At 72.1% G+C, this 26929-nt stretch carries 21 protein-coding genes; 11 read left to right on the forward strand and 10 right to left on the reverse strand.

From position 1 onward, the window contains the following. Window positions 1-230: 230 nt before the first annotated feature. Window positions 231-668, reverse strand: coding sequence for an HIT family protein (locus E1265_RS12430; RefSeq protein WP_132930376.1), 438 nt, complete (start codon window positions 666-668; stop codon window positions 231-233). A 54-nt stretch (window positions 669-722) separates the two neighbouring features. Here E1265_RS12430 and E1265_RS12435 point away from each other — a divergent pair, with 54 nt between their 5' ends. Further along, the gene (locus E1265_RS12435) at window positions 723-1817 is read left to right on the forward strand and encodes an NAD(P)-binding domain-containing protein (RefSeq protein WP_132930356.1); all 1095 of its coding nucleotides are present in this window, start codon (window positions 723-725) and stop codon (window positions 1815-1817) included. Between the two features lie 52 nt (window positions 1818-1869). Then, window positions 1870-2391 carry an NUDIX domain-containing protein gene (locus E1265_RS12440; RefSeq protein ID WP_132930357.1) on the forward strand — a complete coding sequence of 174 codons (522 nt, stop codon included), beginning with the start codon at window positions 1870-1872 and terminating at the stop codon, window positions 2389-2391. 58 nt (window positions 2392-2449) lie between these two features. Here the strand turns inward: E1265_RS12440 and E1265_RS12445 are convergent, their stop codons facing one another. Next, entirely contained in the window at window positions 2450-3550 is a 1101-nt protein-coding gene (locus tag E1265_RS12445; protein WP_132930358.1) for a type III polyketide synthase, read from the reverse strand. A gap of 75 nt (window positions 3551-3625) precedes the next feature. Further along, window positions 3626-4831 (reverse strand): cytochrome P450, encoded by a 1206-nt coding sequence (locus E1265_RS12450; RefSeq protein WP_243740724.1) that lies wholly within the window; start codon window positions 4829-4831, stop codon window positions 3626-3628. A 266-nt stretch (window positions 4832-5097) separates the two neighbouring features. On the opposite strand from E1265_RS12450, the gene E1265_RS12455 reads away from it, so the two are divergent. After that, a complete protein-coding gene (locus E1265_RS12455) occupies window positions 5098-5772 on the forward strand; it encodes a hypothetical protein (RefSeq protein WP_132930360.1) in 675 nt (224 codons plus the stop codon). A 3-nt stretch (window positions 5773-5775) separates the two neighbouring features. Here E1265_RS12455 and E1265_RS12460 read toward each other — a convergent pair whose 3' ends face one another. Next, window positions 5776-7056, reverse strand: coding sequence for an ROK family transcriptional regulator (locus E1265_RS12460; RefSeq protein WP_132930361.1), 1281 nt, complete (start codon window positions 7054-7056; stop codon window positions 5776-5778). A gap of 309 nt (window positions 7057-7365) precedes the next feature. On the opposite strand from E1265_RS12460, the gene E1265_RS12465 reads away from it, so the two are divergent. The 4 genes from E1265_RS12465 to E1265_RS12480 are packed head-to-tail and all read left to right on the forward strand — an operon-like array spanning window position 7366 to window position 12866. Continuing rightward, window positions 7366-9060, forward strand: coding sequence for an ABC transporter substrate-binding protein (locus tag E1265_RS12465; RefSeq protein ID WP_132930362.1), 1695 nt, complete (start codon window positions 7366-7368; stop codon window positions 9058-9060). A gap of 11 nt (window positions 9061-9071) precedes the next feature. Continuing rightward, complete coding sequence (locus E1265_RS12470; RefSeq protein WP_132930363.1) at window positions 9072-10061, forward strand: ABC transporter permease; 990 nt, start codon at window positions 9072-9074, stop codon at window positions 10059-10061. 19 nt (window positions 10062-10080) lie between these two features. Continuing rightward, on the forward strand, window positions 10081-11940 hold the full coding sequence (locus E1265_RS40665) for a dipeptide/oligopeptide/nickel ABC transporter permease/ATP-binding protein (protein WP_132930364.1): 1860 nt from the start codon (window positions 10081-10083) through the stop codon (window positions 11938-11940). After that, window positions 11937-12866 carry an ATP-binding cassette domain-containing protein gene (locus tag E1265_RS12480; RefSeq protein WP_132930365.1) on the forward strand — a complete coding sequence of 310 codons (930 nt, stop codon included), beginning with the start codon at window positions 11937-11939 and terminating at the stop codon, window positions 12864-12866. The genes E1265_RS40665 and E1265_RS12480 overlap by 4 nt, the downstream gene beginning before the upstream one ends. A 41-nt stretch (window positions 12867-12907) precedes the next feature. Here E1265_RS12480 and E1265_RS12485 read toward each other — a convergent pair whose 3' ends face one another. After that, entirely contained in the window at window positions 12908-15079 is a 2172-nt protein-coding gene (locus E1265_RS12485) for an alpha-galactosidase (RefSeq protein WP_132930366.1), read from the reverse strand. Window positions 15080-15195: 116 nt separating this feature from the next. Between E1265_RS12485 and E1265_RS12490 the strand changes: the two genes are divergently transcribed. Then, window positions 15196-17709, forward strand: coding sequence for a glycoside hydrolase family 2 protein (locus E1265_RS12490; RefSeq protein ID WP_132930367.1), 2514 nt, complete (start codon window positions 15196-15198; stop codon window positions 17707-17709). Continuing rightward, a complete protein-coding gene (locus E1265_RS12495) occupies window positions 17706-18557 on the forward strand; it encodes a substrate-binding domain-containing protein (RefSeq protein ID WP_132930368.1) in 852 nt (283 codons plus the stop codon). Before E1265_RS12490 ends, E1265_RS12495 begins: the two co-directional genes overlap by 4 nt. An 87-nt stretch (window positions 18558-18644) precedes the next feature. On the opposite strand, the gene E1265_RS12500 is transcribed toward E1265_RS12495, so the two are convergent. Together E1265_RS12500 and E1265_RS12505 are read right to left on the reverse strand one after the other, a co-directional pair. Next, the gene (locus tag E1265_RS12500; protein ID WP_165953736.1) at window positions 18645-19640 is read right to left on the reverse strand and encodes an ATP-grasp domain-containing protein; all 996 of its coding nucleotides are present in this window, start codon (window positions 19638-19640) and stop codon (window positions 18645-18647) included. Window positions 19641-19858: 218 nt separating this feature from the next. Next, window positions 19859-21277, reverse strand: coding sequence for an MFS transporter (locus E1265_RS12505; RefSeq protein ID WP_132930370.1), 1419 nt, complete (start codon window positions 21275-21277; stop codon window positions 19859-19861). A 145-nt stretch (window positions 21278-21422) separates the two neighbouring features. Between E1265_RS12505 and E1265_RS12510 the strand changes: the two genes are divergently transcribed. Next, window positions 21423-21791, forward strand: a complete 369-nt coding sequence (locus tag E1265_RS12510; protein ID WP_132930371.1) for a tetratricopeptide repeat protein — start codon at window positions 21423-21425, stop codon at window positions 21789-21791. Between the two features lie 20 nt (window positions 21792-21811). After that, window positions 21812-22852: a hypothetical protein gene (locus E1265_RS12515; RefSeq protein WP_132930372.1), complete on the forward strand. Its 1041-nt coding sequence runs from the start codon at window positions 21812-21814 to the stop codon at window positions 22850-22852. A 92-nt stretch (window positions 22853-22944) separates the two neighbouring features. Here E1265_RS12515 and E1265_RS12520 read toward each other — a convergent pair whose 3' ends face one another. The 3 genes from E1265_RS12520 to E1265_RS12530 all read right to left on the reverse strand — a co-directional run bounded on the left by E1265_RS12520 (window position 22945) and on the right by E1265_RS12530 (window position 26640). Then, complete coding sequence (locus E1265_RS12520) at window positions 22945-24789, reverse strand: transketolase (RefSeq protein WP_132930373.1); 1845 nt, start codon at window positions 24787-24789, stop codon at window positions 22945-22947. A 121-nt stretch (window positions 24790-24910) separates the two neighbouring features. Next, a complete protein-coding gene (locus tag E1265_RS12525) occupies window positions 24911-26101 on the reverse strand; it encodes a Vms1/Ankzf1 family peptidyl-tRNA hydrolase (RefSeq protein ID WP_132930374.1) in 1191 nt (396 codons plus the stop codon). After that, window positions 26098-26640 (reverse strand): type 1 glutamine amidotransferase domain-containing protein, encoded by a 543-nt coding sequence (locus tag E1265_RS12530; RefSeq protein WP_132930375.1) that lies wholly within the window; start codon window positions 26638-26640, stop codon window positions 26098-26100. The genes E1265_RS12525 and E1265_RS12530 overlap by 4 nt, the downstream gene beginning before the upstream one ends. Window positions 26641-26929 lie beyond the last annotated feature (289 nt).

Consider the following 26929-nt stretch of genomic DNA (forward strand, 5'->3'; position numbering starts at 1 on the left):
GGTCGCGATCCCGCCGAGACGGCGGCGCCGCACCGCGGCTGCCGGCACGGCGAGCGGCCAAGACCGGCCACCGTCGCCTGGGCTAGGCTCTGTCTTGTTGATCTTGCCGGGCCCGGGACTCGCCCAGGCCTGGTGGCCTGGGTGGGGGCAGCCCCACCCGGACGAAGTCCGGGGGAGCACCGCGTCTGACGCCGCGGGCTGATCCGACAAGATCGACAGGACAGGACCTATCAGGCCTGGCCGGCCGGGCCGTCGCCGTCGCGTAGCGCGGCGCGGAGCCGGTCGGCCACCCGGTCGGCCTCCGCGGGGTCCGCGTACCGGTGGCGGGGCCAGAAGAAGCCGCGGAGGCCGTCGCGGCGGCGGCGCGGCACCACGTGGACGTGGAAGTGCGGCACCGACTGGCTGACCCGGTTGTTGGCCGCGACGAAGAAGCCCTCGGCCGCCATGGCCCGCTCGACCGCCGCCGCGACCCGCCGCACCCGGGCGAAGAAGGGGCCGAGCTCGGCCTCTGAGAGGTCGGTGAGGGTGGCCGCGTGCCGGCGCGGGACCACCAGGGTGTGCCCCGGGAACAGCGGCCTGGCGTCGAGGAAGGCGACCGCCGTGTCGTCGTCGAGCACCACCTGGGTGGCCGTCTCGCCGGCCACGATCGAGCAGAAGACGCAGTCCACGTCCCCAGTCAACCCGCTGGGAAGCCTCCGCGCCCGCCGACGGTTGAAGGCAACATGAACTCCGTGGACGTCGTGGTCGTCGGGGCCGGTCAGGCCGGCCTCTCCACCGCCTATCACCTGCGTCGCCTCGGCTTCGAGCCCGGCGGCGGCTTCGTCGTCCTCGACCACGCGCCGCGCGCCGGGGGCGCCTGGCAGTTCCGCTGGCCGACGCTGACCTACGGCAGGGTGCACGGCATGCACGCGCTGCCCGGGATGGAGCTGACCGGCGCCGACCCGGACCGCCCGTCGGCCGAGGTGATCGGCGAGTACTTCGAGGAGTACGAGCGCGCCTTCGACCTGCCGGTGCTGCGGCCGGTGGACGTCCGCTCCGTGCGGGACGCCGGCGACGGCGGCCTCGTGGTCGACACCTCGGCGGGGGAGTGGCGGGCCAGGGCCCTCGTCAACGCCACCGGCACCTGGGACCGGCCGTTCTGGCCGCGGGTGCGGGGCCAGGAGCTCTTCAGGGGCCGCCAGCTGCACACCGTCCAGTACGAGGGGCCCGCCGCGTTCGCCGGTGAGCGGGTGATCGTGGTCGGCGGCGGCACCTCGGCCGTGCAGCACCTGCTGGAGATCGCCGAGGTGGCGGCCGCCACGACCTGGGTGACCAGGCGTCCGCCGGTCTTCCGTACCGAGGGCTTCGGCGAGGTGCAGGGCCGAGCGGCCGTCGCCATGGTCGAGGAGCGGGTGCGGCGCGGCCTGCCGCCGCGGAGCGTGGTCTCCGTCACCGGGCTGCCGATGACCGAGGCGATGCGGCGCGCCAGGGAGGACGGCGTGCTGGTGCGGCACCCCAGGTTCGCGGCGCTGACCCCGGACGGCGCGGTCTGGCCCGACGGCCACACGGTGCCGGCCGACACGGTGCTGTGGGCCACCGGCTTCCGGGCCGCCATCGACCACCTGGCGCCCCTGCGGCTGCGCGAGCCGGGCGGCGGGATCCGGGTGCACGGGACCAGGGTGCACCGCGATCCCCGCGTCCACCTGGTCGGCTACGGGCCGTCCGCCAGCACGATCGGTGCCAACCGGGCGGGCCGGGCGGCGGCCCGCGACCTCAAGATCCTGCTTGCCGCGCCGCACCCGGCGCCGGCCCAGGCGGCGGTCATCTCATCGACCTAGCGATCGCGGAGCATCTAAGATCCACCGCAGGCACGAGAAAGGCGGGTCGACCGTGGCCTACACCTACGGCCGAAGCATCACCCACTGCCCCTACTGCGGCGGCCCCTACCAGGCCGACGCCGGGTGGCCGCGGGACTGTCCCGGCTGTGGGGAGACCAACTGGGCCAACCCGGTGCCGGTGGCCGTGACGCTGCTGCCGGTGCGGGACGCGGGGCAGGTCGGTCTCGTCGTGGTGCGGCGGGACATCGAGCCGTGCCGCGGCGAACTCGCCCTGCCCGGCGGCTACATGGAGGTCGGCGAGAGCTGGCAGCAGGCCGCGGTCCGCGAGTTGCGGGAGGAGACCGGGCTGGTCGCGGGGGCCGCGGACGCCACCCTGTTCGACGTGCGTGGCGCCGAGCGCACCCTGAACCTGTTCGCCCTGCTGCCGCCCAGGGAGGCGAGCGCGATGCCGGCCCCGATCGCCACCTCGGAGGCCAGCGAGTGGCTGGTCATCCACGAGCCGGTGCCGCTCGCCTTCCCCACCCACACCGAGGTGGTCAAGGAGTTCTTCGCCCGCGAACCGGCCGGCCGCTGAGGCACGCGGGGTGCCGCCCGGTGGCCCGGACGGCACCCCGCTGACCCGGCGGGCGTCGTCAGGCGACGCCCGCCTCGGCCCGACGGCCCTGGCCGCCGACGGTCCGCCGGGCCGTGGTCCACCTCCCCAGCGCGATCTCGGCCGTGATGCCGGGCCCGAAGCCGGCGATCACGCCACGGGCCGACTCGGTCGCCCCGCCGTCCGCGAACAGCCGCTCCAGCGCGTCGAAGACCACGCAGCTGGCGATGTTGCCGCGCTCGGTGAGCGTGGCCCGGCTGTAGCGGTACATCTCCCGGTCGACGCCCAGGTAGTGGCAGAGGTCGTCCAGGATCCGCGGGCCGCCGGCGTGCACGATGTGGAAGTCGAAGCCGGAGACTTCCCCCCAGTTGTGTGCCGTGGCCAGGTCGCGCAGCGCCGGGGCCAGCATCTGCATCGTCTTGGGCACCCGCTTGTCGAGCAGGAAGTGGAACCCGGTGGCCCGGACCGCGTAGCTGATCCAGTCCTCGGTGTCCGGGACCAGGTGTGAGCCGTTGCGCTCCAGACGCACCCCGGTGCCGCCCCGGCCGCGCACCACGGCCGCCGCCACCGCGTCCCCGAACAGGCCGTTGGAGAGCAGGGAACCGACGCCCACGTCCACGGGCTGGTAGCAGAGTGAACAGAACTCGCAGGCCACGACGAGGACGTTGGCGTTCGGGTAGGCCAGGCAGAAGTCGTGCGCCCGGTTGATCGCCGCGCCGCCCGCGGCGCAGCCGAGCTGGGCGATGGGCAGCTGCCTGGTGTCGGACCTGAAGCCCAGCGCGTTGATCAGCCAGGCCGTCAACGAGGGCATCATGAACCCGGTGCAGGAGACGTAGACGATCAGGTCGATGTCCCGCGCGCCGACCTCGGCGTTGTCCAGCGCCTGGTAGACCACCTGCGGCACCCGCCGCTTGGCCTCCGCCTCGTAGATCTTGTTGCGGTGCTCGAAGCCGGGATGGTGGAGCGTCTCCTCGATCGACTGCACGATGTGCCGCTTGCGCACGCCGGTGTTCTCGATCAGCCGCAACACCAGGGGCAGCTGTGGATGGTCGGGATGCAGGGTGCGCGCGAGGTCGAGCGTCTGCTCCTGGGTGAGCACGTGTTCAGGAACTGCGATGGACGGTCTGCACAGAGTGGCCATGATCCCCTCCCCGAGCCGCGCCCGCGCGGGTGGCGCGGGTCGCGGGTTCGCCTGGTTGGTGCGGTGTTGATCCGGTCACCAAGTGACCGGAAGCTCGTACGGGTAGCGCCAGATCGACTCGTTGTTCCAGCGCACCTCCTCGGCCGGGACGGCGAGCGCCAGCCGCGGATAGCGGCGCAGCATCGTGCCGATGGCGAGCTCGAGCTCCATGAGCGCGAGCGGGGCACCGATGCAGTGGTGGGCTCCCCAGCCGAAGGTCATGTGCGGCGCGGGCGGCCGGTCGAGGTCGAGCTCGTCAGGGCACCGGAAGCGGGACGGGTCCCGGTTGGCCGCCAGATAGGACACGTGCACCGTGTCGTTGGCCTTGATCAGCACGCCGCCGACCTCCACGTCCTCGGTGGCGATGCGCGGGATGCCGACGCCCTTGCGGAACGGGATGAATCGCAGCAGCTCCTCGAGCGCCTGCGGCATCATCTCCGGCCGCGCCCGCAGCTTGGCCAGCTGTTCCGGGTGCCGCAGCAGGGTGTAGGTGATGTTGCTGAGCTGGTAGGTGCTGGTGTCGTGGCCGGTCATCAGCAGCACCATGGCCATGACCTTCAGCTCGTCCGGGCCGAGGATGTCGTCGCCGTCCCGCGCCGTGGCCAGCGAGCTGATCAGGTCGTCACCCGGGTTCGCCCGCCGGGCCTGGGTCAACTCGGCGAAATACGACCGCAGTTCGGCCTTGGCCTGGATGGCGTTCTGCTTGTTCTCGGCCGTGACGTTCATCATGGCCACGGCCCGCCGGCGCAGCTCGGGGCGGTCGTCAACCGGGATGTCGAGGACCTCGCAGATGGTGGTGAGCGGCAGCTCCATCGACACGTGCTTGACCAGGTCGGCCGGCGGCCCGTGCTCCTCCATGTCGTCGAGCAGCCGGTCCACGATGGCTTGCGTCTTGGGCCGCATCCCGTCGACCTTCGGCGCGGTGAAGGCCTGGGCCACCAGCTTCCGCAGCCGGTTGCTCGCAGGCGGGTCGAGCAGGTTGATCGACTCGGACTGCACGATCGGCTCGGGCGTCATCCGGGGGAAGTCCCGGCCGGCGACGGCGGCCCGGCTGAACCTGCGGTCGGTGGTGACCATACGTACATCCTCGTAGCGCGTTACCAGCCACGCCTCGCCCTCGCCGTAGGACATCTTGATCCGGGCGATGGGCGCCTCGGTCATCAGTTGCCTTAGCAACGGATCGAACTCGAGCCCGTCGGCGAAGTCGAACGGACATGACCATACGGTGTCGGAGGTATCCACTCCGGGGCTCCCATCGTGTTCGCGAGGTCATTCGCGGCAGTCATCGGGCTGGACGACCGAGGGTGTCCCCCCGAGGCGGCGCGGTCATGTGCCGGGTGGGGGAAATTAACCCTTGCGTGGGACGGATCCGGAGCAGTTCCTTACAGTATTCCTACGCTGCGTAGTGTGCTCACCGGGACTTGACGGGGTCGGGGAACCGCTGGCGCGTCCGGTGCGTCACTGGGGCAAGTGGGCCGCGGCGGGACGCGGGTTGTGGGGAGCGCACAGTGCGAGCGAGGAGAACGGCCGGTGTCAGGTCGCTGGCCGCGGGGGCCGGGGCGGCGCTGCTGCTGTCGTGCGGCGGCGGCGCCGACGAGGGGGGCGACCCGGGCGGGGACCGGGCGGCGGAGCGGCTGTCCGGCTGGCTGGTCACGGTGTACTACACGGCCGTCGAGTCGTACCACGACGGGGAGCCGACGCAGGTGACCGGCTGCCCGCGCCTCGACTGCGAGCGGGGCGACGAGCGGCTCGGCAGCTACCCGGCGGACTTCGTGGCCGCGGTGCGGGAGGAGGGCACGGGCCGGATCACCAGCGGTCCGCACGCCGGCGGCTACCTCAACTGGTCCCACGGCACCGGCTACTGGCTGGACGAGGCGCCGCGGGACAGCCACGGCGAGCGCCTGCTGCCGTTCGTCTCCGCGGCGGCCGACGCCGCGGTGCTCCCGCGCGGGCGGGAGGTGCGCGTCGTGGACTGCGGTACCGCCGAGGACGGCTCGCCGATCGAGCCCGAGGTCTGTGCCCGGCTGACGGCCCCGACCTGGGAGATCCGCGACGAGTTCACGCCCGGGCTCGGCGGCGAGCGCCACCTGGATCTCTACCTGGGGGAGGAGACGGGCTCGGACTTCACCGCGGACCCGCTCTACACCACGCTGGCCGGCGCCACGGTCGACGTGCTGACCTGAGGGTCAGCGCACGGCCCGCAGCCCGCCGGGCTCGGCGTCGGCCAGGTTGTCGGGGAGCCGGAGCCCCTCGCGCAGCGGCACCAACTCAGCCTGGAGCACCAGCGCCGCCGCGCCGATCGCCGGGGCGGTGGCGGCCGAGCGGGACAGCCTGACGGTCACCGAGTGGGTGGCCCGGGAGAAGAACGCCTGGTCCAACTCGCGCTGCACCACCGGCAGGTAGATCGATCCCGCGATGGCCAGGCTCGGCCCGGTAAGCACCATCTGCTCCAGGTCCATGATGTTGGCCAGGGTGCGGGCGGCGATGGCCAGGTGGCCGGCCGAGCGCTCGAGCAGTTCCCTGGCCGTGGTGTTGCCGCGCAGCGCCACCCGGGTGATGGCCGCGAAGTCGGCGAGCCGGCGCGGGCGTTCCTCCTCGGCGTCGGCGGTGAGCCCAGCCTCGGCGGCCAGCTTCGCGTCGGCGCGCGCCGCGGCGACCACGGCACCGGGACCGGCCAGCGCCTCGGTACAGCCACGCGCGCCGCACCAGCACTCGGGGCCGTTCGCGTCGACGCAGATGTGACCGATCTCGCCCGCGTTGCCCGAGGCGCCGCGGAAGGTGATGCCGTTGACCATCAGGCCGGCGCCGATGCCGGTGCCCATGTAGATCGCCGCGAAGGTGGTGGTGCCGCCCACGTCCCCCGACCAGTGCTCGCCGAGCGCGGCGGCCGTGGCGTCGTTGTCCAGCACGACGGGCAGCCGGGTGGCCGCCAACAGCTCGCGGTCGAGCCGAAAATGCTCCCAGTGTCGCATCGCGGGGGGCACGAGGCGCATGCTACTCGTCTGATTCATGGGGCCGGGTGCGACGAGACCGAGGCCAAGTATCCTGCTGCGGTCGATGCCGGCACCCTCGATCAGGGCGTCGACCTCCGTCGCCATCCTGGCCACCACGGCCGGGGGATCGTCGGTTCCGACGCCGGCGCGCGACATCCGGGCGACCACGGAGCCACCGAGGTTGGTGAGCACGTAGGTGATCCCCGCGTGGTCCAGGTGCACCCCGACGGCGAACCGGGAGGACTGGTTGAGCTGCAGCAGCACCCGACGCTTGCCGCCGGTCGACTCGGCCCGGCCGGTCTCCAGGACGAGGCCGTCGTCGATCAGGCGTCTGACCACGGTGGAGATGGTCGCGCCAGTGAAGCCGGTGGCCTTGACCAGCCCAACTCTGCTGATCGTGCCGGCCGCGCGGATCACGTCGAGGACGGCCGCTCGGCTGCTGGCGTGGGGAGTGGCTCCCGCCGGTCCGCTCACTGAATCCTCCGCATCGTTCACGGGAGTTCGCGACTTCACTATGCGTTGCGGGGGTAACGCTACGCGTTGCTTAGTTTATTTGCTTGACGAAGCGCTGCGCCAGGGGCTTCGCCGGAAAAGGTGGCGTGATGTCCTGTGTGGCGGTAAGTGCTTCTTTGGTGACGGATTGCGACCACGAGTGTGTGCAGGTCGTTGTCTGTTCGTGTCTTTGGAGGGTTGACTTTGTTAATTCGGCGGCTTAACAATCACATACCCCCGGGTGACCCCGCCCATGCCCCAACGATGGGGCAGGCCATGAGAGGAACAAGAATGTCCCTGCACGTGAGATGGCGGCGCGCGCGTACCGCGGTCATCGGTGCCGTTTCGGTCGGGTTGCTGGCCGCCGGTTGCGGTGGCTCGAGCGACAACGGCGGTGGATCGGGCCCCGCCGACACCCTGGTCGTCTACAACGGTCAGTCCGGCGACTATGTGGCGAACTTCAACCCCTACGCGGCATCGGGCAACATCGAGGGCGCGGGGACGATCTACGAGCCGCTCTTCTTCTTCAACATCGCGCGCCAGGACGACCCGGCCCCGCGCCTCGGCACCGAGTTCCAGTGGAACGAAGACGGCACCGAGCTGACCATCACCCTCCGCGAGGGCGTCCAGTGGTCGGACGGCGAGGACTTCACGGCCGACGACGTCAAGTTCACGTTCGACATGATCGCCGGCAACGAGGCAATGAACACCGTCGGCTTCGCCGGCGAGACCGAGGTCGTCTCCCCGACCCAGGTGCGGGTGACCTTCGAGGAGCCGTCCTTCATGGACGCGATGCAGATCCTCGGCAGGGTCTGGATCGTCCCCGAGCACATATGGAGCTCGGTGTCCGACCCGGCCACCGACCCGATGGCCGAGCCCGTCGGCACCGGCCCCTTCACACTCGGCGAGTTCCGGCCGCAGGCGTTCACCCTGACCGCCAACGCGAACTACTGGGACGGCGAGCCGGCCGTGCAGAACGTCCAGTACCGCGCGCTCTCCGGCAACCAGGCCGCCGCCGACTCGCTCAACGCCGGTGAGATCGACTTCAACACCGGTCCGGTGCCCGACATCGCCAACATCGAGGCCAACTACGAGGGCTACAAGGCGCTGACGGTCAACACCCACCAGATCGTGCTCAACACCTGCTCGAGCGCCGAGCTCGGCTGTGAGGGCCCGCAGACCGACCCGGCCGTGCGGCACGCGATCTACTACGCCATGGACCGGGCCCAGATCAACGCCCTGGCCTTCCAGGACCTGGCCGGCGAGATCTCCCCCGGCTTCGCCCTCCCCGACCGTGACGCCGGCTACGTCTCCGCCGAGCTCACCGACCGCACCGCCCCGGCCAACGCCGACCTGGCCCGCGTCGAGCAGCTCCTCGAGGGGGCCGGCTGGACCCGCGGCGGCGACGGCATCTACGAGAAGGACGGTCAGCCGCTCGAGCTGTCCGCCACCGTGGTCACTGGCTGGAACGACTACGTCACCACCCTGAACACCATGGCCGAGCAGCTGCTCGCCGCCGGCATCAGGCTGAACGTCAACGAGGTCGCCTTCCAGGAGATGAGCGACTCGCGGGTCAACGGCAACTACCAGCTGATGATCGACTCGCTCTACCCCGGCCCGACGGCCGACCCCTACTGGGTCTACAACTACTTCTTCAGCAGCGGGAACACCGCGCCGGTGGGCGAGGCGGCCAACCCCAACTTCGCCCGCTACTCGAACGAGGACGTCGACGCCGCGATCGAGGAGCTGCGCCAGACCGACTCCACCGACCTGGAGACCCGGCAGCCGTACTACGACCAGATCCAGGCCCAGATCGAGGAGGACATGCCGTACATCCCCGTCCTCGTCAACGCCACCGTCAGCGAGTACAACTCCGACAAGTTCAGCGGCTGGCCCACCGAGGTCGACCTCTACGCGTTCCCGGCCATCTGGCAGCGCCCCGACCAGGCCGAGATCTTCCGGAACCTCGAGCCCAACGGTGAGTGACGAGTAATTCCATGAGGTACTACGCCCGGAAGCTGGGGTTCTACCTGGCCGCCCTGTGGGCGGCGCTGACCCTCAACTTCTTCATTCCACGAATGATGCCGGGCAACCCGGTCGACACGCTGCTGGCCAAGTTCCAGCAGCGTGGCGGCTCGGTTAGCCCCGAAACCCGTCGGGCCTACGAGCTGATGCTCGGCACCAACTCAGGTGAGCCCCTGTGGGACCAGTACTTCTCCTACCTGGGCAACCTCGTCCGCGGTGATCTCGGGGTCTCCGTAAGCGTGTACCCGGCCTCCGTCTCCCAGGTCCTCTCGCAGTCGATGACGTGGACGATCCTGCTGGTGGGCATCGCCACCGTGCTGTCGTTCGTCATCGGAGTGGGCCTGGGGGCGTTGGTCGGCTGGCGGCGCGGTTCCTGGCTGGACAGCCTGATCCCGGCGACCACCGTGCTGGCGGCCGTGCCCTACTTCTGGCTGGCGCTGATCTTCGTCCTGATCTTCTCCACCTCGCTCGGCTGGTTCCCGCTTAACGGTGGCTACGACGTGTCGCTCTCCACCGGCTGGAACCTGGAGTTCATCGGCTCCGCCATCGAGCACGGCTTCCTGCCCGCGCTGACCATCGTGGTCTCCTCGGTCGGCGGCTGGCTGCTCGGCATGCGGAACATGATGGTCTCCGCGGGCTCCGAGGACTACATCCTCACCGCCCAGGCCAAAGGCCTGCGCGACCGCCGCATCATGACCCGCTACGCCGCGAGGAACGCCGTGCTGCCCTCGCTGGCCGGCTTCGCCATCTCGCTTGGCTTCGTCGTCTCCGGCTCCATCATCACGGAACAGGTCTTCTCCTACCCCGGCATCGGCATGAAGCTGATGCAGGCGGTCGAGAACAGTGACTACGCCCTGATGCAGGGCATCTTCCTGGTCATCACGATCGCGGTGCTCGGCGCCAACCTGATCGTGGACCTGCTCTACGGCTTCATCGACCCCCGTACCCGGGTCAGGAACTGAGCGGAAGGAGCAGGCACCAATGACCCAACTCACTCCGCTCCCCGAGACACCGGACGCGGCCACGGCCAAGCCCGTCAGGCGCCGCGGCGGCCTGCGCGCCATGCTGCCGACCTGGTCCGCCCGCCTCGGCATCGGACTCTTCCTCGTCCTCGGCATCGCGCTCTTCGGCATCCTCGGGCCCATGTTCGTGGGCAGCCCGACCGCCATCAGCAGCATCGGCATGACCGAGCCGAGCGGCGAGTACTGGCTCGGCACCACCCAGACCGGCCAGGACGTCTTCGCCCAACTGGCGCACTCCACCCGGGGATCGCTCCAGATCGGCCTGCTGGTCGGCGTGCTCGCCACGCTGCTCTCGGCCGTCTTCGGCATCATCGGCGCCTACGCCGGCGGCGTCCTCGACGAGGCGTTCTCGCTCTTCTCCAACGTCATGCTGGTGATCCCAGGACTGCCGCTGGTCATCGTCATCGCCGGCTTCGTGCCCCCGGAGGACCGCGGCCTCTCGACCGTGATCCTCGTGCTCGCCATCACCGGCTGGGCGGCCGCGGCTCGCGTGCTGCACGCCCAGACCCTCTCGCTGCGCAACCGCGACTACGTGGCCGCCGCCCGGGTCGCAGGCGAGAAGCGCTGGCGCATCGTCACGGTGGAGATCCTGCCGAACCTGCTGCCGCTGCTCGCCTCGCAGTTCGTCTTCGCCGTCATCGCGGCGATCCTCTCCGAGGCCAGCCTCTCCTTCCTCGGCCTGGGCGCCAACGGCACCCACACCCTGGGCACCATGCTCTACTACGCGCAGAACGGCTGGGCGCTCCAGCTCGAGGCGTGGTGGTGGTTCGGCCCGCCGGGACTGCTGATCGCGCTCTTCGGCTGCGGCCTCTCGCTGATCAACTTCAGCATCGACGAGATCATCAACCCCAAGCTGCGCACCGACCGGAAGACCGCCAAGGCCAAGACCGGCGGCGTCGCCGCCGAGGCGAAGGCCGCGGCCACCGCCGTCGCGGCGGAGCCGGCCGAGGCCGGCCGGGAGCTGGTGCTCACCGTCGAGGGGCTCAACGTCGTCTACCAGACAGAGAAGCCCGTGCACGCCGTCAAGGACGTGTCCATCACCCTGGCCCGCGGCGAGATCCTCGGCCTGGCCGGCGAGTCGGGCTGCGGCAAGACCACCCTGGCCTACGCCATCAACCGGCTGCACCGCCCGCCGGCCGAGGTGTCGTCCGGCACGGTCACCTTCCACGACCGGGGCGGCGCCGACATCGACCTGCTCAACCTCGGCGACGAGGAGCTGCGCGCCTTCCGCTGGTCCAAGCTCTCGATGGTCTTCCAGGGCGCGATGAACTCGCTCAACCCGGTGATCTCCATCCGCGAGCAGCTCGAGGACGTGCTCACCACCCACAAGCCGGAGATGGGCAAGGCCGAGCGGCGGGCCCGCTGCGAGGAGGTGCTGCGCCTGGTCGGGGTCGACCCGCGCCGGCTCGACTCCTTCCCGCACGAGCTCTCCGGCGGCATGCGGCAGCGCGTGATGATCGCCATGGCCATGCTGCTCGACCCGCAGGTCATGATCATGGACGAGCCCACCACGGCGCTCGACGTGGTCGTCCAGCGCGGCATCCTGCGCGAGATCATCAGGCTCCGCGACGAGCTGGGCTTCGCCGTCGTCTTCATCACCCACGACCTGCCGCTGCTGCTCGAACTCAGCGACCGGATCGCGGTGATGAAGGAGGGCGAGATCGTCGAGTACGCGCCGGCCGGCCAGATCTACGAGCGGCCGAGCCACCCCTACACCCGGCAGCTGCTCGGCTCGTTCCCGAGCCTGACCGGCGAGCGCGGCGCCTTCGTGCGCACCGGCCCAGAGACAACCAACGTGAACGAGGGGGCCGCGCGATGACCACGCTCGAGGTCCGCGACCTGGTGAAGGACTTCCGGATCCGTTCGGGGCTGCGCAGCTCCCGGCTGCGCGCCGTCGACCACGTCTCGTTCACCCTCACCCCGGGCCGCACCGTGGCCCTGGTGGGGGAGTCGGGCTCCGGCAAGTCCACGATCGCGAGGATGATCGCCCGTCTCGAGCGGCCGACGGCCGGCGAGATCGTCGCCACCAAGCAGGACGGCGGCCGGGTGAGCGACCGGGAGTACCGGGACCACGTCCAGATGGTGTTCCAGGATCCGTTCGCCTCGCTCAACCCGTTCCACAGCATCGAGCACCACATCGCCCGACCGCTGCGGCTGCACGGCAGGGCGAGGGGCGGGCAGGAGACCAGGCGCAAGGTCGAGGAGCTGCTCGAGCGCGTCAACCTCAAGCCGGCGGGCGACTTCGCCCCCCGCCGACCACACGAGCTCTCCGGCGGTCAGCGGCAGCGGGTGGCGATCGCCCGCGCGCTGGCCCCCGGGGCCCAGGTGGTGATCGCCGACGAGCCGGTGTCCATGCTGGACGTGTCCATCCGGCTCGGCGTCCTCAACCTGCTGGCCAGGCTCCAGCGCGAGGACCAGCTGGCGGTGCTGTACATCACCCACGACCTCGCCACCGCGCGGCACTTCTCGGACGACATCCTGGTGCTGTACCGCGGGCGGGTGGTCGAGCGTGGTCCGGCGGACGACGTGATCCTCAACCCACAGCACTCGTACACCAAGCTGCTGGCCTCCGCCGCTCCCAACCCGGATGAGCGCGGGCGCTCGCTCGCCGAGCTGCCGGGCGCCATCGAGGAGAAGGACCTGGCCAGGTCGTACGACCACACCACCGGGTCCTGGCAGTCCTTCGAGAACGCCCGGCCGATCGCCGTGTCCGCCGCCAACCCGGCCGGCGGGGACCAGCCGTGACGGTGGGCCCGGCCCGGCCACGCGGCCGGGCCGGGCCCGGCTCAGGCCGCCGTCGCACGCAGCAGGACCAGCCGTTCAGGGAACAGCACGGGGGCCTGCAGGCCGGCGGCGGCAAGCGCGCGCCCGGGGAGCCGGACGCCATCCGGCGTCCACCAGGGCAGCGGGACGCCCCAGCGGCTCGCGTTGCCGTCCGGCACGTCGCCGGGCGGCAGCGGCCGCACGTGATAGACCGCGTCGGGCAGCAGGCCCGGCAACCGCACGGGACCCGGCGGATAGAGCTCGGAGGTGGCCATGGCCACGATCGCGAACACCGCGTCCGAGCCGTCCTCGGCGACGACGCCATGCACCTGATAGGCGGGATCCGGGTGGTCGGCGTGCACCGCGGTCCCGGAGTGCAGCAGGCCGCGCAGCTCCTTGTACAGCGCCACCCACTGGGCGAGCCGGTCGAGTTCCCCGGGCTCGACGTGGCTGAGGTCCCACTCCACGCCGAAGTGCCCGAACAGCGCGGTGCCGGCGCGGAAGTCGAGCGGGTGCCGGCGGTCCGTGGTGTGCGCGAGGCCGGAACCCACGTGGGTGCCCATCAGCTCCAGCGGCAGCAGCGCGTTGGTCCAGCGCTGGATGCGCTGCCGCTCCAGCGCGTCGATGCAGTCCGACACCCAGACACGGTCGGTGCGCTGAAGGATCTCCAGGTCGACGCGGCCGCCGCCGGAGGAGCAGGACTCGATCTCCACGCCTGGGTGGCGCCGCCGCAGTTCGTCGAGCAGCCGGTAGACGGCGAGCGTCTGGTCGTGCACCCCGGCCCCGCCGTCCGGCTGGTGGCCGGCCTCCACCAGGTCACGGTTGTGGTCCCACTTGAGGTAGCCGATCCGGTGTCGGCCGAGCAGGTCGTCGAGGCGCTCCAGGATGTACGCGTACGCCTCCGGCCTGGCCAGGTCGAGCACCTGCTGGTTCCTCGCCTGGCCCGGCAGTCGGTCGCCGGTGGCCATGATCCAGTCCGGATGGGCGCGTGCCAGGTCGGAGTCCTCGTTGATCATCTCGGGCTCGACCCAGATGCCGAACTCCATGCCGAGCCCGGTCACGTGGTCGATCAGCGGGGCGAGCCCGTCCGGCCACACCTCGTCCGAGACGTACCAGTCGCCGAGCCCGCGCCTGTCGTCGCGGCGGGAGCCGAACCAGCCGTCGTCGAGCACGAAGCGCTCGGCGCCGATCGCGGCGGCCGCGTCGGCGAGCCGGCGCAGCCGGTCGAGGTCGTGGTCGAAGTAGACCGCCTCCCAGGTGTTCACCACGACCGGGCGCGGGGTGCTCGGATGGCCGGGGCGCGCCCGCAGGTGCCGGTGGAAGCGGTCGGAGACGCCGTCGAGGCCGGTGCCGTACGCGCCGTACTGCCAGGGCGTGGTGTAGGCGGCGCCGGGGGCGAGCGTCACCTCCCCGGAGAGCAGCAGCTCGCCGGAGCCGAGCAACGAGACGGAGTGGAAGGTGCGTTCGGCGAAGGTGCGGTGGTTGCCGGACCAGGCGGTGTGCACGGCCCACACCTCGCCCGTGCGGTTGCCGAACCCCTCGGTGCCGGCCGCCAGCAGGAAGGCCGCGTCGTAGCCGGTGCGTCCGGTGCGGTTCTCCCGGGTCCGCAGGCCCTGGGTGAAGGGGGTACGCACCGGGGACCGCTCGCGCAGGTGGTGGCCCGTGAAGTCGAGCAGCTCCGTCGCGTGTGGCGGCACCGGCAGCGTGAGGTGCACGGCGTCGACGGCGAACGGCGTGCCGCCCAGGTTGGTCACGGTGGCACGCTGCCTGACCAGCCCGGCAGGCGTGAGCTCGATGGTGCAGTCCAGCGCGAGTTCGGCCACCGGGTCCTCGGCGTGCGCGGTGAACCGGCCGGCGAGCTCGTCGAGTTCGCCGCTCCGGACCCGGAAGGCGGTGGAGAAGTGCCCGCCGCCGCGGTTGCCCACCAGGCCGGGTGTGCCGAGCCAGCCGGCCGACTGCTCGGGCAGGACGGCGACCGGCACTGGGCCGTCCACCGAGAAGCCGATGGGCTGCGGCCGGCTGACGAGCAGCAGGTCGGCGAGGTCGGTCGGGGCCAGGGGGCCAAGGTCGGCGCCCCAGTGCACGACCCGGGGCAGGGTGCCGCCGGAGAGATCGAGCACCAGGCTGACACCGTCCGCACGCAGGTGGCGGAGGTCGGGACCGGCCGGTCCGGAGGGTACGGAAGGAGGTCTCACGGGGGTAGATGTCCTCAGCTGTTCGATGGTGCCTATATCTGTTGACTTACTTTATTCGGTTGCATAAGAATCTCTACCCGGTCTGAGGCAGAGAAGAGTCTTTGGGAGTTCTCAACATGATCCGCCAAGCCCTGCACGACGGTTGGCATCTCACGGCGGCTGCCGGGCCGGTCCCCGCCGACATCGCGGGCCGCACCGTACCGGCCCAGGTGCCGGGCAGCGCCCACCTCGACCTGCTCGCCGCCGGCCTGATCCCCGAGCCCTACCTCGACCGCAACGAGGCCGAGTTGGTCTGGGCCCACCGCACCGACTGGCGCTACGCCACCGCCGTCGAGGCCGCCCCCGCCGCCGAGGACGAGCGCGTCGACCTGGTCTTCGAGGGCCTGGACACCGTGGCCACCGTGGAGCTGGCCGGCCGGGTGCTCGGCACCACCGCCAACATGCACCGCGCCCACCGCTTCGACGTCCGCGAGATCGTCGACGGCTCGCCCGCCGACCTCGTCGTCAGCTTCCGCTCGGCCCTCGAGTACGCCGAGGAGGTCGAACGCGAGCTCGGCGCCCGTCCGCACGCCTACGACCACCCCTTCAACATGGTCCGCAAGATGGCCTGCAGCTTCGGCTGGGACTGGGGCCCCGACCTGCAGACCGCCGGCATCTGGAAGCCCGTCCACCTGGAGCGCTGGCGCGTAGCGCGCCTCGCCGAGGTCCGCCCGCTGGTCACCGTCGCTGAGGACGGCACGGGTCGCGCCGAGGTGCACGTCACCGTGGAGCGCGCCGGACTCGGCGCGGACCCCGAGCTCACCCTCACCGCCACCGTCGGCGAGCACACCGCGACCGTCACCATCCCGGCCGGCGCCACCACCGGCGTCGCCCTCGTCGAGGTGCCGGACGCCCGCCTGTGGTGGCCCGTCGGCTACGGCGAGCAGCCGTTGTACGACCTGCGGGTCGCCCTGCGAGCCGCAGGTGACGACCCGGAGAACGCGGAGGGCGGCGCCGAACTCGACGCGGCGCTGGACACGGCGGATCGGCGGATCGGCTTCCGCACCATCACCGTCGACACCACCCCGGACGAGATCGGCACCCCCTTCACCTTCGTCGTCAACGGCCAGCGGATCTTCGCCAAGGGCGCCAACTGGATCCCCGACGACCACTTCCTCACCCGGATCACCCGCGAGCGCATCGAGCGCCGCGTCGACCAGGCCGTGGCCGCCCACATGAACATGCTCCGCGTCTGGGGCGGCGGCATCTACGAGACCGAGGACTTCTACGATGTCTGCGACGAGCGCGGCATCCTGGTCTGGCAGGACTTCCTGCTCGCCTGCTCCTCCTACCCCGAAGAGGCCCCGCTCTGGGACGAGTTCGAGGCCGAGGCCAGGGAGAACGTCGCCCGCCTCACCAGCCACCCCTCGCTCGCCCTGTGGAACGGCGGCAACGAGAACCTCTGGGGCTACATGGACTGGGGCTGGCAGGAGCAGTTGGCGGGCCGCACCTGGGGCCTGCGCTACTACACCGAGCTCTTCCCCCGGATCGTCGCCGAACTCGACCCCACCCGCGCCTACTCCGACGGCAGCCCGTACAGCCCCCGCTTCGCGCCCGAGGAGAAGCACCCCAACGACCAGGACCACGGCTCCCGCCACGAGTGGGAGGTGTGGAACCGCGTCGACTACACCAACTACCGCAACCACGTCCCGCGGTTCTGCTCCGAGTTCGGCTTCCAGGGCCCGCCCACCTGGGCCACCCTCAGCGACTGGATCCACGACGAGCCGCTGAGCCCCACCTCGCCCGCCTTCCTGCTGCACCAGAAGGCCGAGGACGGCAACGGCAAGCTGGAGCGCGGCATGGCCCCGCACCTCCCGGAGCCCGCCGACTTCGTCGACTGGCACTGGGCCACCCAGCTCAACCAGACCCGCGCCGTCGCCTTCGGCATCGAGCACTTCCGCTCCTGGTGGCCGCGGACCGCGGGGGCCCTGGTCTGGCAGCTCAACGACTGCTGGCCGGTCACCTCCTGGGCCGCCGTCGACGGCGAGGAGCGCAGGAAGCCCCTGTGGTACGGCCTCCGGCACGCCTTCGCCCCCCGGCTGCTCACCGTCCAGCCGCGCGACGACCGTCCCACCCTGGTGGCCGTCAACGACACCGCCACCGCCTGGTCGGGCGACGTCACCGTCCGCCGGATCACCTTTGGCGGCGAGGTGCTGGACAGCGCCACGATCCCCCTCAACGTGGCGGCGCGTTCGGCCGCCGACCTCGAGCTCGCCGACTCGCTGGTGAAGCCGGTGGACCCGGCGCGGGAGGTGTTGGTGGCATCCGTCGACGGGGCACGGACCGTCCATCTGTTCGGTGAGGACCGCGAACTCGCCTACGACCCAGCCGCGTTGACCGCCGAGGCCACCGCCGTGGCCGGCGGCTACCAGGTCGAGGTGCGGGCCGCGTCCTTCGCCAGGGACGTCGCGGTGCTGGCCGACCGGGTCGCCCCCGACGCCGAGGTCGACGAGATGCTGGTCACCCTGCTGCCCGGCGAGAGCCACACCTTCACGGTGCGCACCGCGGCCACCGTCGACCTCGCCGCCTTCACCGCGGCGCCGGTGCTGCGCAGCGTCAACTCGCTGGCCGTGCCTCCGGTTCGGGCATGAGGGTGGAGCGGTCGGAAGCGGTGGGCCTGGTCCTCGCCAGGCCCGCCCGGCTGCTCGGCGTCGAACCCTTCTTCATGGAGTTCATCGCCGGAATAGAGGAGACCCTCGCCGAGCGCGGTCTCTCCGTGCTGCTGCACATCGTGCCCACGCACGAGGAGGAGATCGCCACCCACCGACGGTGGGCCGAGCGCGGCCTGGTCGACGCGGTCGTCCTGGTCAACCTGACCGCGGACGACCGCCGCCCCGCGGTGCTGCGGGAGCTCGGCATGCCCACCGTGGTGGTGGGCAGTTGGGAGCCCGGGCCGGGGATCGCGCCGGTCGGCACCAACGACGTGGAGCCGGTGCGGGAGGCGCTGACCAGCCTCCTCGACCTGGGGCACCGGAGGATCGCGCGCGTGACGGGCCCCGCCCAGCTGCTGCACACCGTGGCCAGGACCAGGGCGCTCCTGGACACCTGCCAGAAGGTCGGGATCGAACCGGTCATCGTGGAGGGCGACTACTCGGCGGAGAGCGGCGCCGCGCTGACGGCGCGGCTGCTCGGCAGCGAGGAGCGGCCGACCGCCATCCTCTACGACAACGACGTGATGGCCGTGGCCGGACTCGGCGTGGCCAAGGAGCTGGGCGTCGCGGTACCCCAGCGCCTGTCGCTCGTCGCCTGGGACGACTCGACGATGTGTCAGCTGGCCACCCCGGCGCTGTCCACGATGCGCGGCGACGTCCACCAGTTCGGCGTCTCGGTCGGGCTCACGGCGATCGAGCTGATCGACCGGGTGCCGGTGGTGCGGCGCTGGTCGCCGACGGTCAGGTTCGTGCCCAGGGGGACGACGGGGCCGCCGCCCCCTGAGTGACACGGCCGCGCGGCCCGTCGCATCGGAAGTCGCGGCCCGCCGGAAGGCGGGCCGCCGCGTTGTTCGCCGGTCAGCGGTGTTCGCCGGTCAGCCGCCGGCCACGGCCAGGGCGGCGGCCGGAACCTCCGTGGCGGTCTCGGTGACCGCGACCCGGCCGCCGAGGCGCGGCTCGGCGAGCGGTCCGGGATCGCCGCTGAGCAGCAGCCGGACGGCGGCCCAGGGCAGGTTCACCCCGGCGAAGGCCGTCTGGAAGATGCCGGCGGAGGGGCGTGGATTGGCCTCCAGCAGCATGGGCTGCCCGTTCCGGTGCCGCAGTTGCACGTTGGAGAGGTAGGCGAGCTCGAAGTGGCTCACCAGCCGCTCCGCTATCTCCGTGTAGGCGGGGTTGTCCAACAACACCCGGTAGCGGCCCTGTTTGGCGCGGGCTATGCCGGCCAGCAGCCTGCCGCCCGGCGCCGAGAGGCAGTCGACGCTGACCTCGGGACCGTCCAGATAGGGCATGACGATGAACTTCGGGACCTTCTCCCGCTCGTCGGCGGCCCGCTTGAGCGCGTCGGCCACCGCGCTCACGGAGACCAGCGGCCGCGCCGGTTGGAGCAGGTCCCGCATGCTGAGCGGTCGTTCGTCCAGGATCCGGAAGCCTAACGCCGAGTACTCGCCCGCCGGCTTGATGCAGACCGTCTCGCCGGCCCCGGCCAGCTCGTCGACCGCCGCCCGCAGGCCGTCGGCGTCCCCCACCACCCGCCAGTCGGGCACCGGCACGCCGATGGCCCTGGCCGCCTCATAGGTGCGGCTCTTGCTGGTGAGGACGTCGATCGCGGCCGGAGACGAGGACATCAACCGGGTGCCGACCGCCGCGAAGTCGTCGGCACGGCCCGCCAGGGCGTCGAGACGCCGGGGCGGGATGAGCACGTCGATCCCGTGCCGCCGGCAGAAGTCCAGGGCGAACTCCGCGTAGGTGTGGTTGTTCACGCGATGCGGCTCGACCTCCGCCACATCGCAGGCCGCCAGGGCGGCCGCGCCGCGCTCCACGTTGGTGCCGTAGATCCGGACCGGAGAGGCATCGGGATTGTCCCGCAACATCCGGATCACCTGTGTCGTGGCCGCTCCCGCGCTGCTGAGCCAAATCCTTGGTGCTATCGCGCACTCTCCCCTCATCACATCATCGGATGTGAAGCGGATCATAGCCCGGGCGCATGACGCCCATGTTTCACCGACGAACGCCTGACGCCCACCCTGGCCTGCGGCAACGCCCGACGACCGCCCCCGACGAGCACCCCGCGGCGCCGCCTCGGCGTGGCTCAGCGGCGGGTGCCGTCGGTGGTCCGCTCGACGGCGAACGTGGCCATCGCCCGCTCCGCCGTGGCCCGCGCCCTGCGCCCCGTGGTGAGCGCCCCCGCCACGAGCACCAGCGCCCCGCAGCCGGCGATCACCCACCAGCCGGCGGTGCGCGAACCGTTGGCCAGGATGGTCCCGACCACCGCCACGCCGAGCGCCGAGCCGACCTGCCGTCCGGTGGAGGCGATTCCGGCCGCCACCCCGGCCTGGGCGCGAGGCATCCCGGTCACCGCCGTGTTGGTGATCGGCGCGTTCACCAGGCCGAAGCCGATCCCGAACAGCGCGTAGGCGGAGAACAGCAGCCCGAGCGACGAGTCGGGCTCGAGCCGGGTGAGCAGCAGACCGCTGGCCAGGATCGCGACCCCCGCCGGCAGCAGCGGCACCCGGGCGCCGAAGTGGCCCACCAGATAGCCGGAGAGCGGCGAGGCGAACAGCGTGACCGCGGCCATCGGCAGCAGGTGCGCCCCCGCCTCGAACGGCGACAGCTGGCGCTCGTTCTGCAGGTAGATGGTGTTCAGGAACAGGAAGCCGCCGAGCCCGGCGAACGCGAGCACCGCGATCGCGAAGGCCCCGCTGAACGGCACGCTGCGGAAGAACCGCAGCTCGAGCAGCGGCTCCTCGCGGCGCGGCTCATACCACAGCAGCGCGCACACCGCGAGCAGCGCGAGCCCGAAGCACACCAGCAGCACGGGCGAGCCCCAGCCCTCCTTGCCCCCCTCGATGATGCCGAAGGTGAGCGAGCCGAGCAGCACGATCACCAACAGCTGCCCCACCGGGTCGAGACGGCGCGGGCGCGGCGCACGCGACTCGGGCACGAACCGCGCGGTGAGCAGCAGCGCGGCCAGGCCCACCGGCAGGTTCAGCCAGAAGATGGCCCGCCAGCCGAACGTGCTCACCAGCGCGCCGCCAAGGATCGGCCCGACCGCCATCGAGATGCCCACCACGCCGCCCCACACGCCGATCGCCCTGGCCAGCTCCCTGGGGTCGCGGAACGTGTTGGTGATGATCGACATCGCCACCGGGTTGAGCATCGAGCCGCCGATCGCCTGCGCCGCCCGGAACGCCACCAGCCAGCCCAGGCCGGGAGCCAGCGCGCACAGCAACGAGCCCAGGGTGAACACGACCAGACCGATCTGGAACACCCGGCGCCGGCCCACCCGGTCGGCGGTCGAACCGGAGAGCATCAGGAAGGACGCCAGCACGACGGTGTAGATGTCCACCGTCCACTGCAGCCCGGAGACGCTGGCGCCAAGCTCCCGTTCGAGCGACGGCAGCGCGACGTTGAGCGCGGTGATGTCCAGGCTGACGATCAGCAGACTCATGCAGCAGATCGCCAGCACCAGCAGACGGCGCCCGCGGGAGAGTGTCTCGGTTTCGGGCATGTCGTCCCAGGCTAGCCCCGGGCACGACGGCGCCGCACCGCGGGTAACCCCGACGGACCGGCGGGCATACCTGGGGAATACCGGCCCGCGACCCGACGTTGCCCCGCGTGCCGCCGCACCGAAGCCCAGCCAACGAGGAGGGCACGTGCCGAACACCTCACCCGAGACCAACGTCATCGCCTACCGGGCCGCCGAGCAGCTGCTCGACGCCCGCGACCCACGCGGCGCGCTCAAGCTGCTCGACCCCGTGATCACCGCGCACCCGGAGAACACCGCGGCCCGCCTGCTGCGCGCCCGCGCGTTCTTCCTCGCCGCCCAGCTCCGCGCGGCCGAGCAGGAGTTCCAGCTGGTCATCGAGCGCGAACCGGACAACGCCTTCGCCCACTTCGCCCTCGCCCGCACCCTCCAGCGGGCCAACAGGAACGCCGAGGCGGTGCGCCACTTCCGGCTCGCCGCCGCCCTCGACCCGCGACCCGACTACCTGGAGGCCGCGCGGTTCGAACAGAGCCCGTGATCTCTGGTAGACCGACAGCCATGAGGGTGAACGAGGCACGGGCGGCGGCCGCCGACTGGATCAGGGAACACGGCAGCCGCACGCCCGGCTTCCGCGGCGCCTACTTCAGCGGGTCGACGGTCGACCTGCCGGCCGACGCCCCGGTGCCGCCCGGCTCGGACACCGACGTCATGCTCGTCGTCGACGGCCCCGAGCCAGCCGCCAAGCCGGGCAAGTTCCGCCACCTCGGCGCCCTGCTCGAGGTCACCGTCGTGCCCTGGGCGACGCTCGCCTCGCCCGAGCGCGTGCTGTCCTCCTACCACCTGGCCACCCCCTTCCGCGGCGACACGGTCATCGCCGACCCCACCGGCGACCTCGGCCGACTCCGCGCCCGGGTCGCCGCCGGCTTCGCCGAACCGCGCTGGGTGCTGCGCCGCCGAGCCGAGGCCAGGGAGCGCGTCGAAAGCGGCCTACGCGACCTCGCCCCCGAGAAGCGCTCCTGGGCGGCGCTCGTCCTCGGCTGGCTCTTCCCCACCGGCGTCACCACCCACGTGCTGCTGGTCGCCGCCCTGCGCAACCCCACCGTCCGGCTGCGCTACGTGGCCACCCGCGACCTCCTGGTCGCGCACGGCACGCCAGACCGCCACGAGGAACTGCTGCGGCTTCTCGGCAGCCACCGGCTCACCGCCGACCGCGCGGAACACCATCTGCGGGCGCTCGCCGCCACTTTCGACGCGGCGGCCGAGGTCGCCAGGACCCCGTTCCCGTTCAGCTCCGACCTCACCCGGGCCGCCAGGCCCATCGCCATCGACGGCAGCCTCGCCCGGATCCGGGCCGGCGACCACCGGGAGATCGCCTTCTGGCTCGCCGCCACCTTCGCCCGCTGCCACCTCGTCCTCGACGCCGACGCCCCCGTCGCGCTCCGCGACGCGCACCGGCCCGCGTTCGCCGAACTGCTCGCGGATCTCGGCATCCGCACCGTCGACGACGTGCGTGCCCGCGCCGCGGCCGTGCTCGCGTCTCTGCCCACGCTCGACGCCTGGGCCGACGAGATCCGCCCTCCGGCGGCGGCCGAGCGCTAGGTGCTGCTTCGCGCGCGCCGTGCGGAACCCGCGGACCGTCCGTGGCTGATCGCGCAGTTCCCCGCGCCCCTTCGGGGCGCTCCGCGGCGCGTTCAGACCGCCAGGGCCCGGTGGGCCGCGGTCGTGATGGCCGTGGCGTCGATGCCGGCCTCCTTCAGCTGCTCCGCCGCGGTCGCCGAGCCCGGCATGGTCGTCACGGCGAGCCGCACCAGCCTGGGCACCGGGCGGCCGTCCGTGAACGCGTCGAGCACCGCGTCGCCGAGCCCGCCCTCCGGGTGGTGGTCCTCCACCGTCAGCAGGCAGCCCGTCACCTCGGCCGCCGTCCGCAGCGTCGTCACGTCCACCGGCTTCAGCGAGTACAGGTCGATCACCCGCACCGGGACCCCCTCGGCCGCCAGCTCGTCCGCCGCGGCCAGCGCCTCGTGCACCGTCACCCCGGCGGCCACCAGCGTCAGCCGGTCCTCGTCCGAGGAACGCAGCACCCTGCTCCCGCCGATCGGGAACCGCTCGTCAGGACCGTAGATCACCGGAGTGCCGCCCCGTGTGGTCCGCAGGTACCCGATCCCCGACGACTCCGCCGCCATCTCCGCCACCAGCCGCGTCGTCTGGTTGGCGTCGCACGGGTAGAGCACCGTGCTCCCGTGCACCGCGCGGAACATCGCCAGGTCCTCGAGGCCCATCTGCGACGGGCCGTCCTCGCCGATCGACACGCCGGAGTGCGAGCCCGCCACGTTCAGCCGGGCGTGGCTCACCGACGCCATCCGCACGAAGTCGTGCGCCCTGGTCAGGAACGCCGCGAACGTCGACACGAACGGCAGCCAGCCGCGCACCTGCATGCCCACCGCCGTCGCCAGCAGCTCCTGCTCGGCGATGTAGCACTCGAAGAAACGGTTGGGATGCTCCTTGGCGAAGAACTCGGAACGCGTCGAGTCGCTCACCTCGCCGTCCAGCGCCACCACGTCCCCCCGGTCGCTGCCCACCGCGGCCAGGGCCCGGCCGTAGGCGTCCCGCGTCGCCACCTTCTCGCCCACCGAGAACACCGGCAGCTCGGCGTGCACCCCGTGATGGGACCGCGGCGCCGTCACGGCCGCCGGCCGCTCCACCTCGACCCGGATCCGCCGTTCGCCGCCCAGCTCCTCGATCGCCTCGTCGAGCTCGGGCAGCGGCTTGCCGTGCATGCCCTCGCGGTTCTCCACCGAGGCCACGCCACGCCCCTTCAGCGTCCGCGCCAGCACCACGGAGGGCCGGTCGGAGACGCTCAACGCCTCGGCGTAGGCCGCGTCGATCGCCACCGGGTCGTGGCCGTCCACCTCGATGGTGTGCCAGCCGAACGCCGCGGCGCGTCGCGCGTAGGCGTCCAGGTCCCACTCATGCCGGGTCGGGCCGCGCTGGCCGAGCCGGTTCACGTCCACGATCGCCGTCAGATTGCTCAGCCGCTCGTAGCCGGCGTGCTCGAACGCCTCCCAGACCGAGCCCTCCGACAGCTCGCTGTCCCCCAGCAGCACCCACACCCGGTACGGCACCGGCTCGAGCCGGCGGCCGGCCAGCGCGATGCCGACCCCCACCGGGAGGCCCTGCCCCAGTGAGCCGGTCGCCACGTCCACCCACGGCAGCCGGGGCGTCGGGTGCCCCTCGAGACGGCTGCCCAGGGTGCGGAACGTCAGCAGCTCCTCGTCGCTGATCGCGCCCGCCGCCTTGTACACCGAGTACAGCAGCGGTGACGCGTGCCCCTTGGAGAAGACCAGATGATCGTTGCCCGGGTGGTCCGGCCAGTCGAAGTCGTACCGCAGATAGCGCGCCAGCAGCACCGCCATCAGGTCCGCCGCCGACATCGACGAGGTGGCGTGCCCCGAGCCCGCCGCCCCGGTGGCCCGCACCGAGTCCACCCGCAGCTGCTGGCCGAGTTCGGCCAGATCGATCTCCGCTGTCGTCGTCATGCCTGCCTCCCGCGGCGCTCCGCCGTCGCCCTGCGCGGCCGGCCCGCCGTGTCGTCGCTCTCGTGTCGCCTGAGGGCAGGGCGAGTACCCCCGCCCCACGGCCCCCTAACGGGCGGCCCGGTCAGCCGCCGCTGACCGGCCCCGTCCTGCTGCCACCGCCCGGCACCGCGCCCTCGTAGGGCCAGCGCAGCAGCGCACCGAGGCCGCCCACCGGCAGCCCAGAGCCCGCGCCCGCCCCGGCGCCGTCCCCGTCGCCCAGCGCGATCACCTCGGCGCCGGTCGCCGCCGCCGAACGCAACAGCGCGTCGTCGGCCCGCGCCTGGTGCGGCGAGGGATCGCCCAGGTACCGCGAGTCCGACCTGCGCACCGCCACCTGGTCGGGGTCGTGCCCCACCCAGACGTCCCGGCGCAGGTCGGGGCCGCCGGCACGGACCAGCAGCGCCGCGATCCGGTGCTCGCGCGCCGCGTCCACCAGCGCGGGCACCCCCTCGGCCGCGTCGATCCGGCCGTGCGTCGGGGTCCTGCGCGCATGGAACTCGTCAAGCACCCGCTCCGCGTCCCGCCGCGCCTGGTCGGCGCGGGCCTTGGCCACCTCGGCGTCCAGGCGCCGGTTGTCCGAGCCCTTGGCCCGGCCGCCGTGCTCGGACTCCACGGTCACGCCCCGCAGCCACTCCGGCAGCCGGTCGAGCACCGCCCGCCGCTGCCGCGGGTCGCCGGCGAGCACCAGCACCTCGACGCCGGCGCGCTCCGCGTCGCTCGCCACCGTGTCGGCGATCCGCGCGGCGTTCTGCTCCCAGGTGTTCTCCACGGCGAGCTGGAAGTGCCGCGCAGACCAGTCGGCCCGCCCGGTCCTGTGCATCGGCCACTGCTGGCCCCGCACCTCGTCGACCGGCCGCGGCCGCCGGCCGTGGCCGAGCAGCTGCAGGTCGGCTCCCTTGCGGTCCACGAAGGCCACCATGCACACCGGATCGCGTGCCGCGAAGTCGAGCAGGGGCCCGAGCCTCGGCAACGCCGCCCACTCGGCCAGCGGCGGAGCCGGCGGCGCCGCCGGCAGCGGCGTGTCCAGGGCCACCCGGCCCTCCGTGGCGAACACCGCGTGCCCCGCGGGATCCGGGTCGAGGCCGCTCAACGCCTCGTACATGGCCTGGCAGGTCGCCTCGTCCGCGCCCTGCTCGGCGAGACGCTCACAGGCACCGCGCGCCTGCAGCGCCCGCTGCGCCGCCGCGTCCTCCGTGATGGCCGAGGTGTCGAAGTAGACCGAGGCCCACGGCCCCGGGTGGTGCAGCAGGGGATCGAGGAAGTCGAGCTTCATGCCGCCACCCTCCCGAACTCGCTGAGCATGGCGTCGCGGAAGGCCGGCAGGTCGGCCGGCTTCCGGCTGGTGACCAACGTGCCGCGCGCCGAGTCGTCCACCCGCACCTCCTCGTCGACCCACGTCGCCCCCGCGTTGCGGATGTCGGTGCGCAGACTCGGCCAGGACGTCAGGGTCCTGCCGGGCAGCACGCCGGCCTCCACCAGCGTCCAGGGCGCGTGGCAGATGGCCGCGACCGGCTTGTCCGCCTCGAAGAAGGACCGGACGAAGGCCACCGCGTCCGCGTCCATGCGCAGCGCGTCCGGGTTGGCCACCCCGCCCGGCAGCACCAGCGCCTGGTACTCGTCGGCCGAGGCATCGCGCACCGTCTCGTCGACCGGGAAGGTGTCCGCCTTGTCCAGGTGGTCGAACGCCTGCACATGACCCGAGCTGGTCGAGAGCAGGCGCGGCGTGTCACCGGTCTCCGTCAGGGCCCGCCAGGGCTCGGTCAGCTCCACCTGCTCGACCCCTTCGGGCGCCGTCAGGAAGGCGATCAGCATCGTCTCTCACCGTCTCTCGTAGCGCGACATCGCGATCGTCAGCGACCCGAGTAACCCCAAGGAGCGCCCGGAAAACGCCGCGCGCCGGAGGCGGTGGTCGAGCGCCCCACGAAAGGGTGGATTGGCGCGTGGCGGGAGCCCGCGGGCCGGGGGCACTCGTTGGCCCTCTCGTGGCGTCGCGATCGCGCCGCGCCACCAGGGGACCACCCACCGAACACGGGGGACGTTCATGAGCCACTCGACGACCACCCGCTCACCCGGCGTGCCCACCGCGCCCGCCGCCCTCAGC

The sequence above is a fragment of the Streptomyces sp. 8K308 genome (assembly GCF_004348315.1).
Classification (GTDB): Bacteria; Actinomycetota; Actinomycetes; order Streptomycetales; family Streptomycetaceae; genus Streptomyces.

Coding starts and splice junctions, on each gene's coding strand:
- E1265_RS12495 (WP_132930368.1), top strand. CDS start 17,706: ATGAGGGTGGAGCGGTCGGAAGCGGTGGGCCTGGTCCTCGCCAGGCCC.
- E1265_RS12505 (WP_132930370.1), bottom strand. CDS start 21,277: ATGCCCGAAACCGAGACACTCTCCCGCGGGCGCCGTCTGCTGGTGCTG.
- E1265_RS12490 (WP_132930367.1), top strand. CDS start 15,196: ATGATCCGCCAAGCCCTGCACGACGGTTGGCATCTCACGGCGGCTGCC.
- E1265_RS12520 (WP_132930373.1), bottom strand. CDS start 24,789: ATGACGACGACAGCGGAGATCGATCTGGCCGAACTCGGCCAGCAGCTG.
- E1265_RS12515 (WP_132930372.1), top strand. CDS start 21,812: ATGAGGGTGAACGAGGCACGGGCGGCGGCCGCCGACTGGATCAGGGAA.
- E1265_RS12525 (WP_132930374.1), bottom strand. CDS start 26,101: ATGAAGCTCGACTTCCTCGATCCCCTGCTGCACCACCCGGGGCCGTGG.
- E1265_RS12465 (WP_132930362.1), top strand. CDS start 7,366: ATGTCCCTGCACGTGAGATGGCGGCGCGCGCGTACCGCGGTCATCGGT.
- E1265_RS12500 (WP_165953736.1), bottom strand. CDS start 19,640: ATGTTGCGGGACAATCCCGATGCCTCTCCGGTCCGGATCTACGGCACC.
- E1265_RS12470 (WP_132930363.1), top strand. CDS start 9,072: ATGAGGTACTACGCCCGGAAGCTGGGGTTCTACCTGGCCGCCCTGTGG.
- E1265_RS12480 (WP_132930365.1), top strand. CDS start 11,937: ATGACCACGCTCGAGGTCCGCGACCTGGTGAAGGACTTCCGGATCCGT.
- E1265_RS12530 (WP_132930375.1), bottom strand. CDS start 26,640: ATGCTGATCGCCTTCCTGACGGCGCCCGAAGGGGTCGAGCAGGTGGAG.
- E1265_RS12435 (WP_132930356.1), top strand. CDS start 723: ATGAACTCCGTGGACGTCGTGGTCGTCGGGGCCGGTCAGGCCGGCCTC.
- E1265_RS40665 (WP_132930364.1), top strand. CDS start 10,081: ATGACCCAACTCACTCCGCTCCCCGAGACACCGGACGCGGCCACGGCC.
- E1265_RS12445 (WP_132930358.1), bottom strand. CDS start 3,550: ATGGCCACTCTGTGCAGACCGTCCATCGCAGTTCCTGAACACGTGCTC.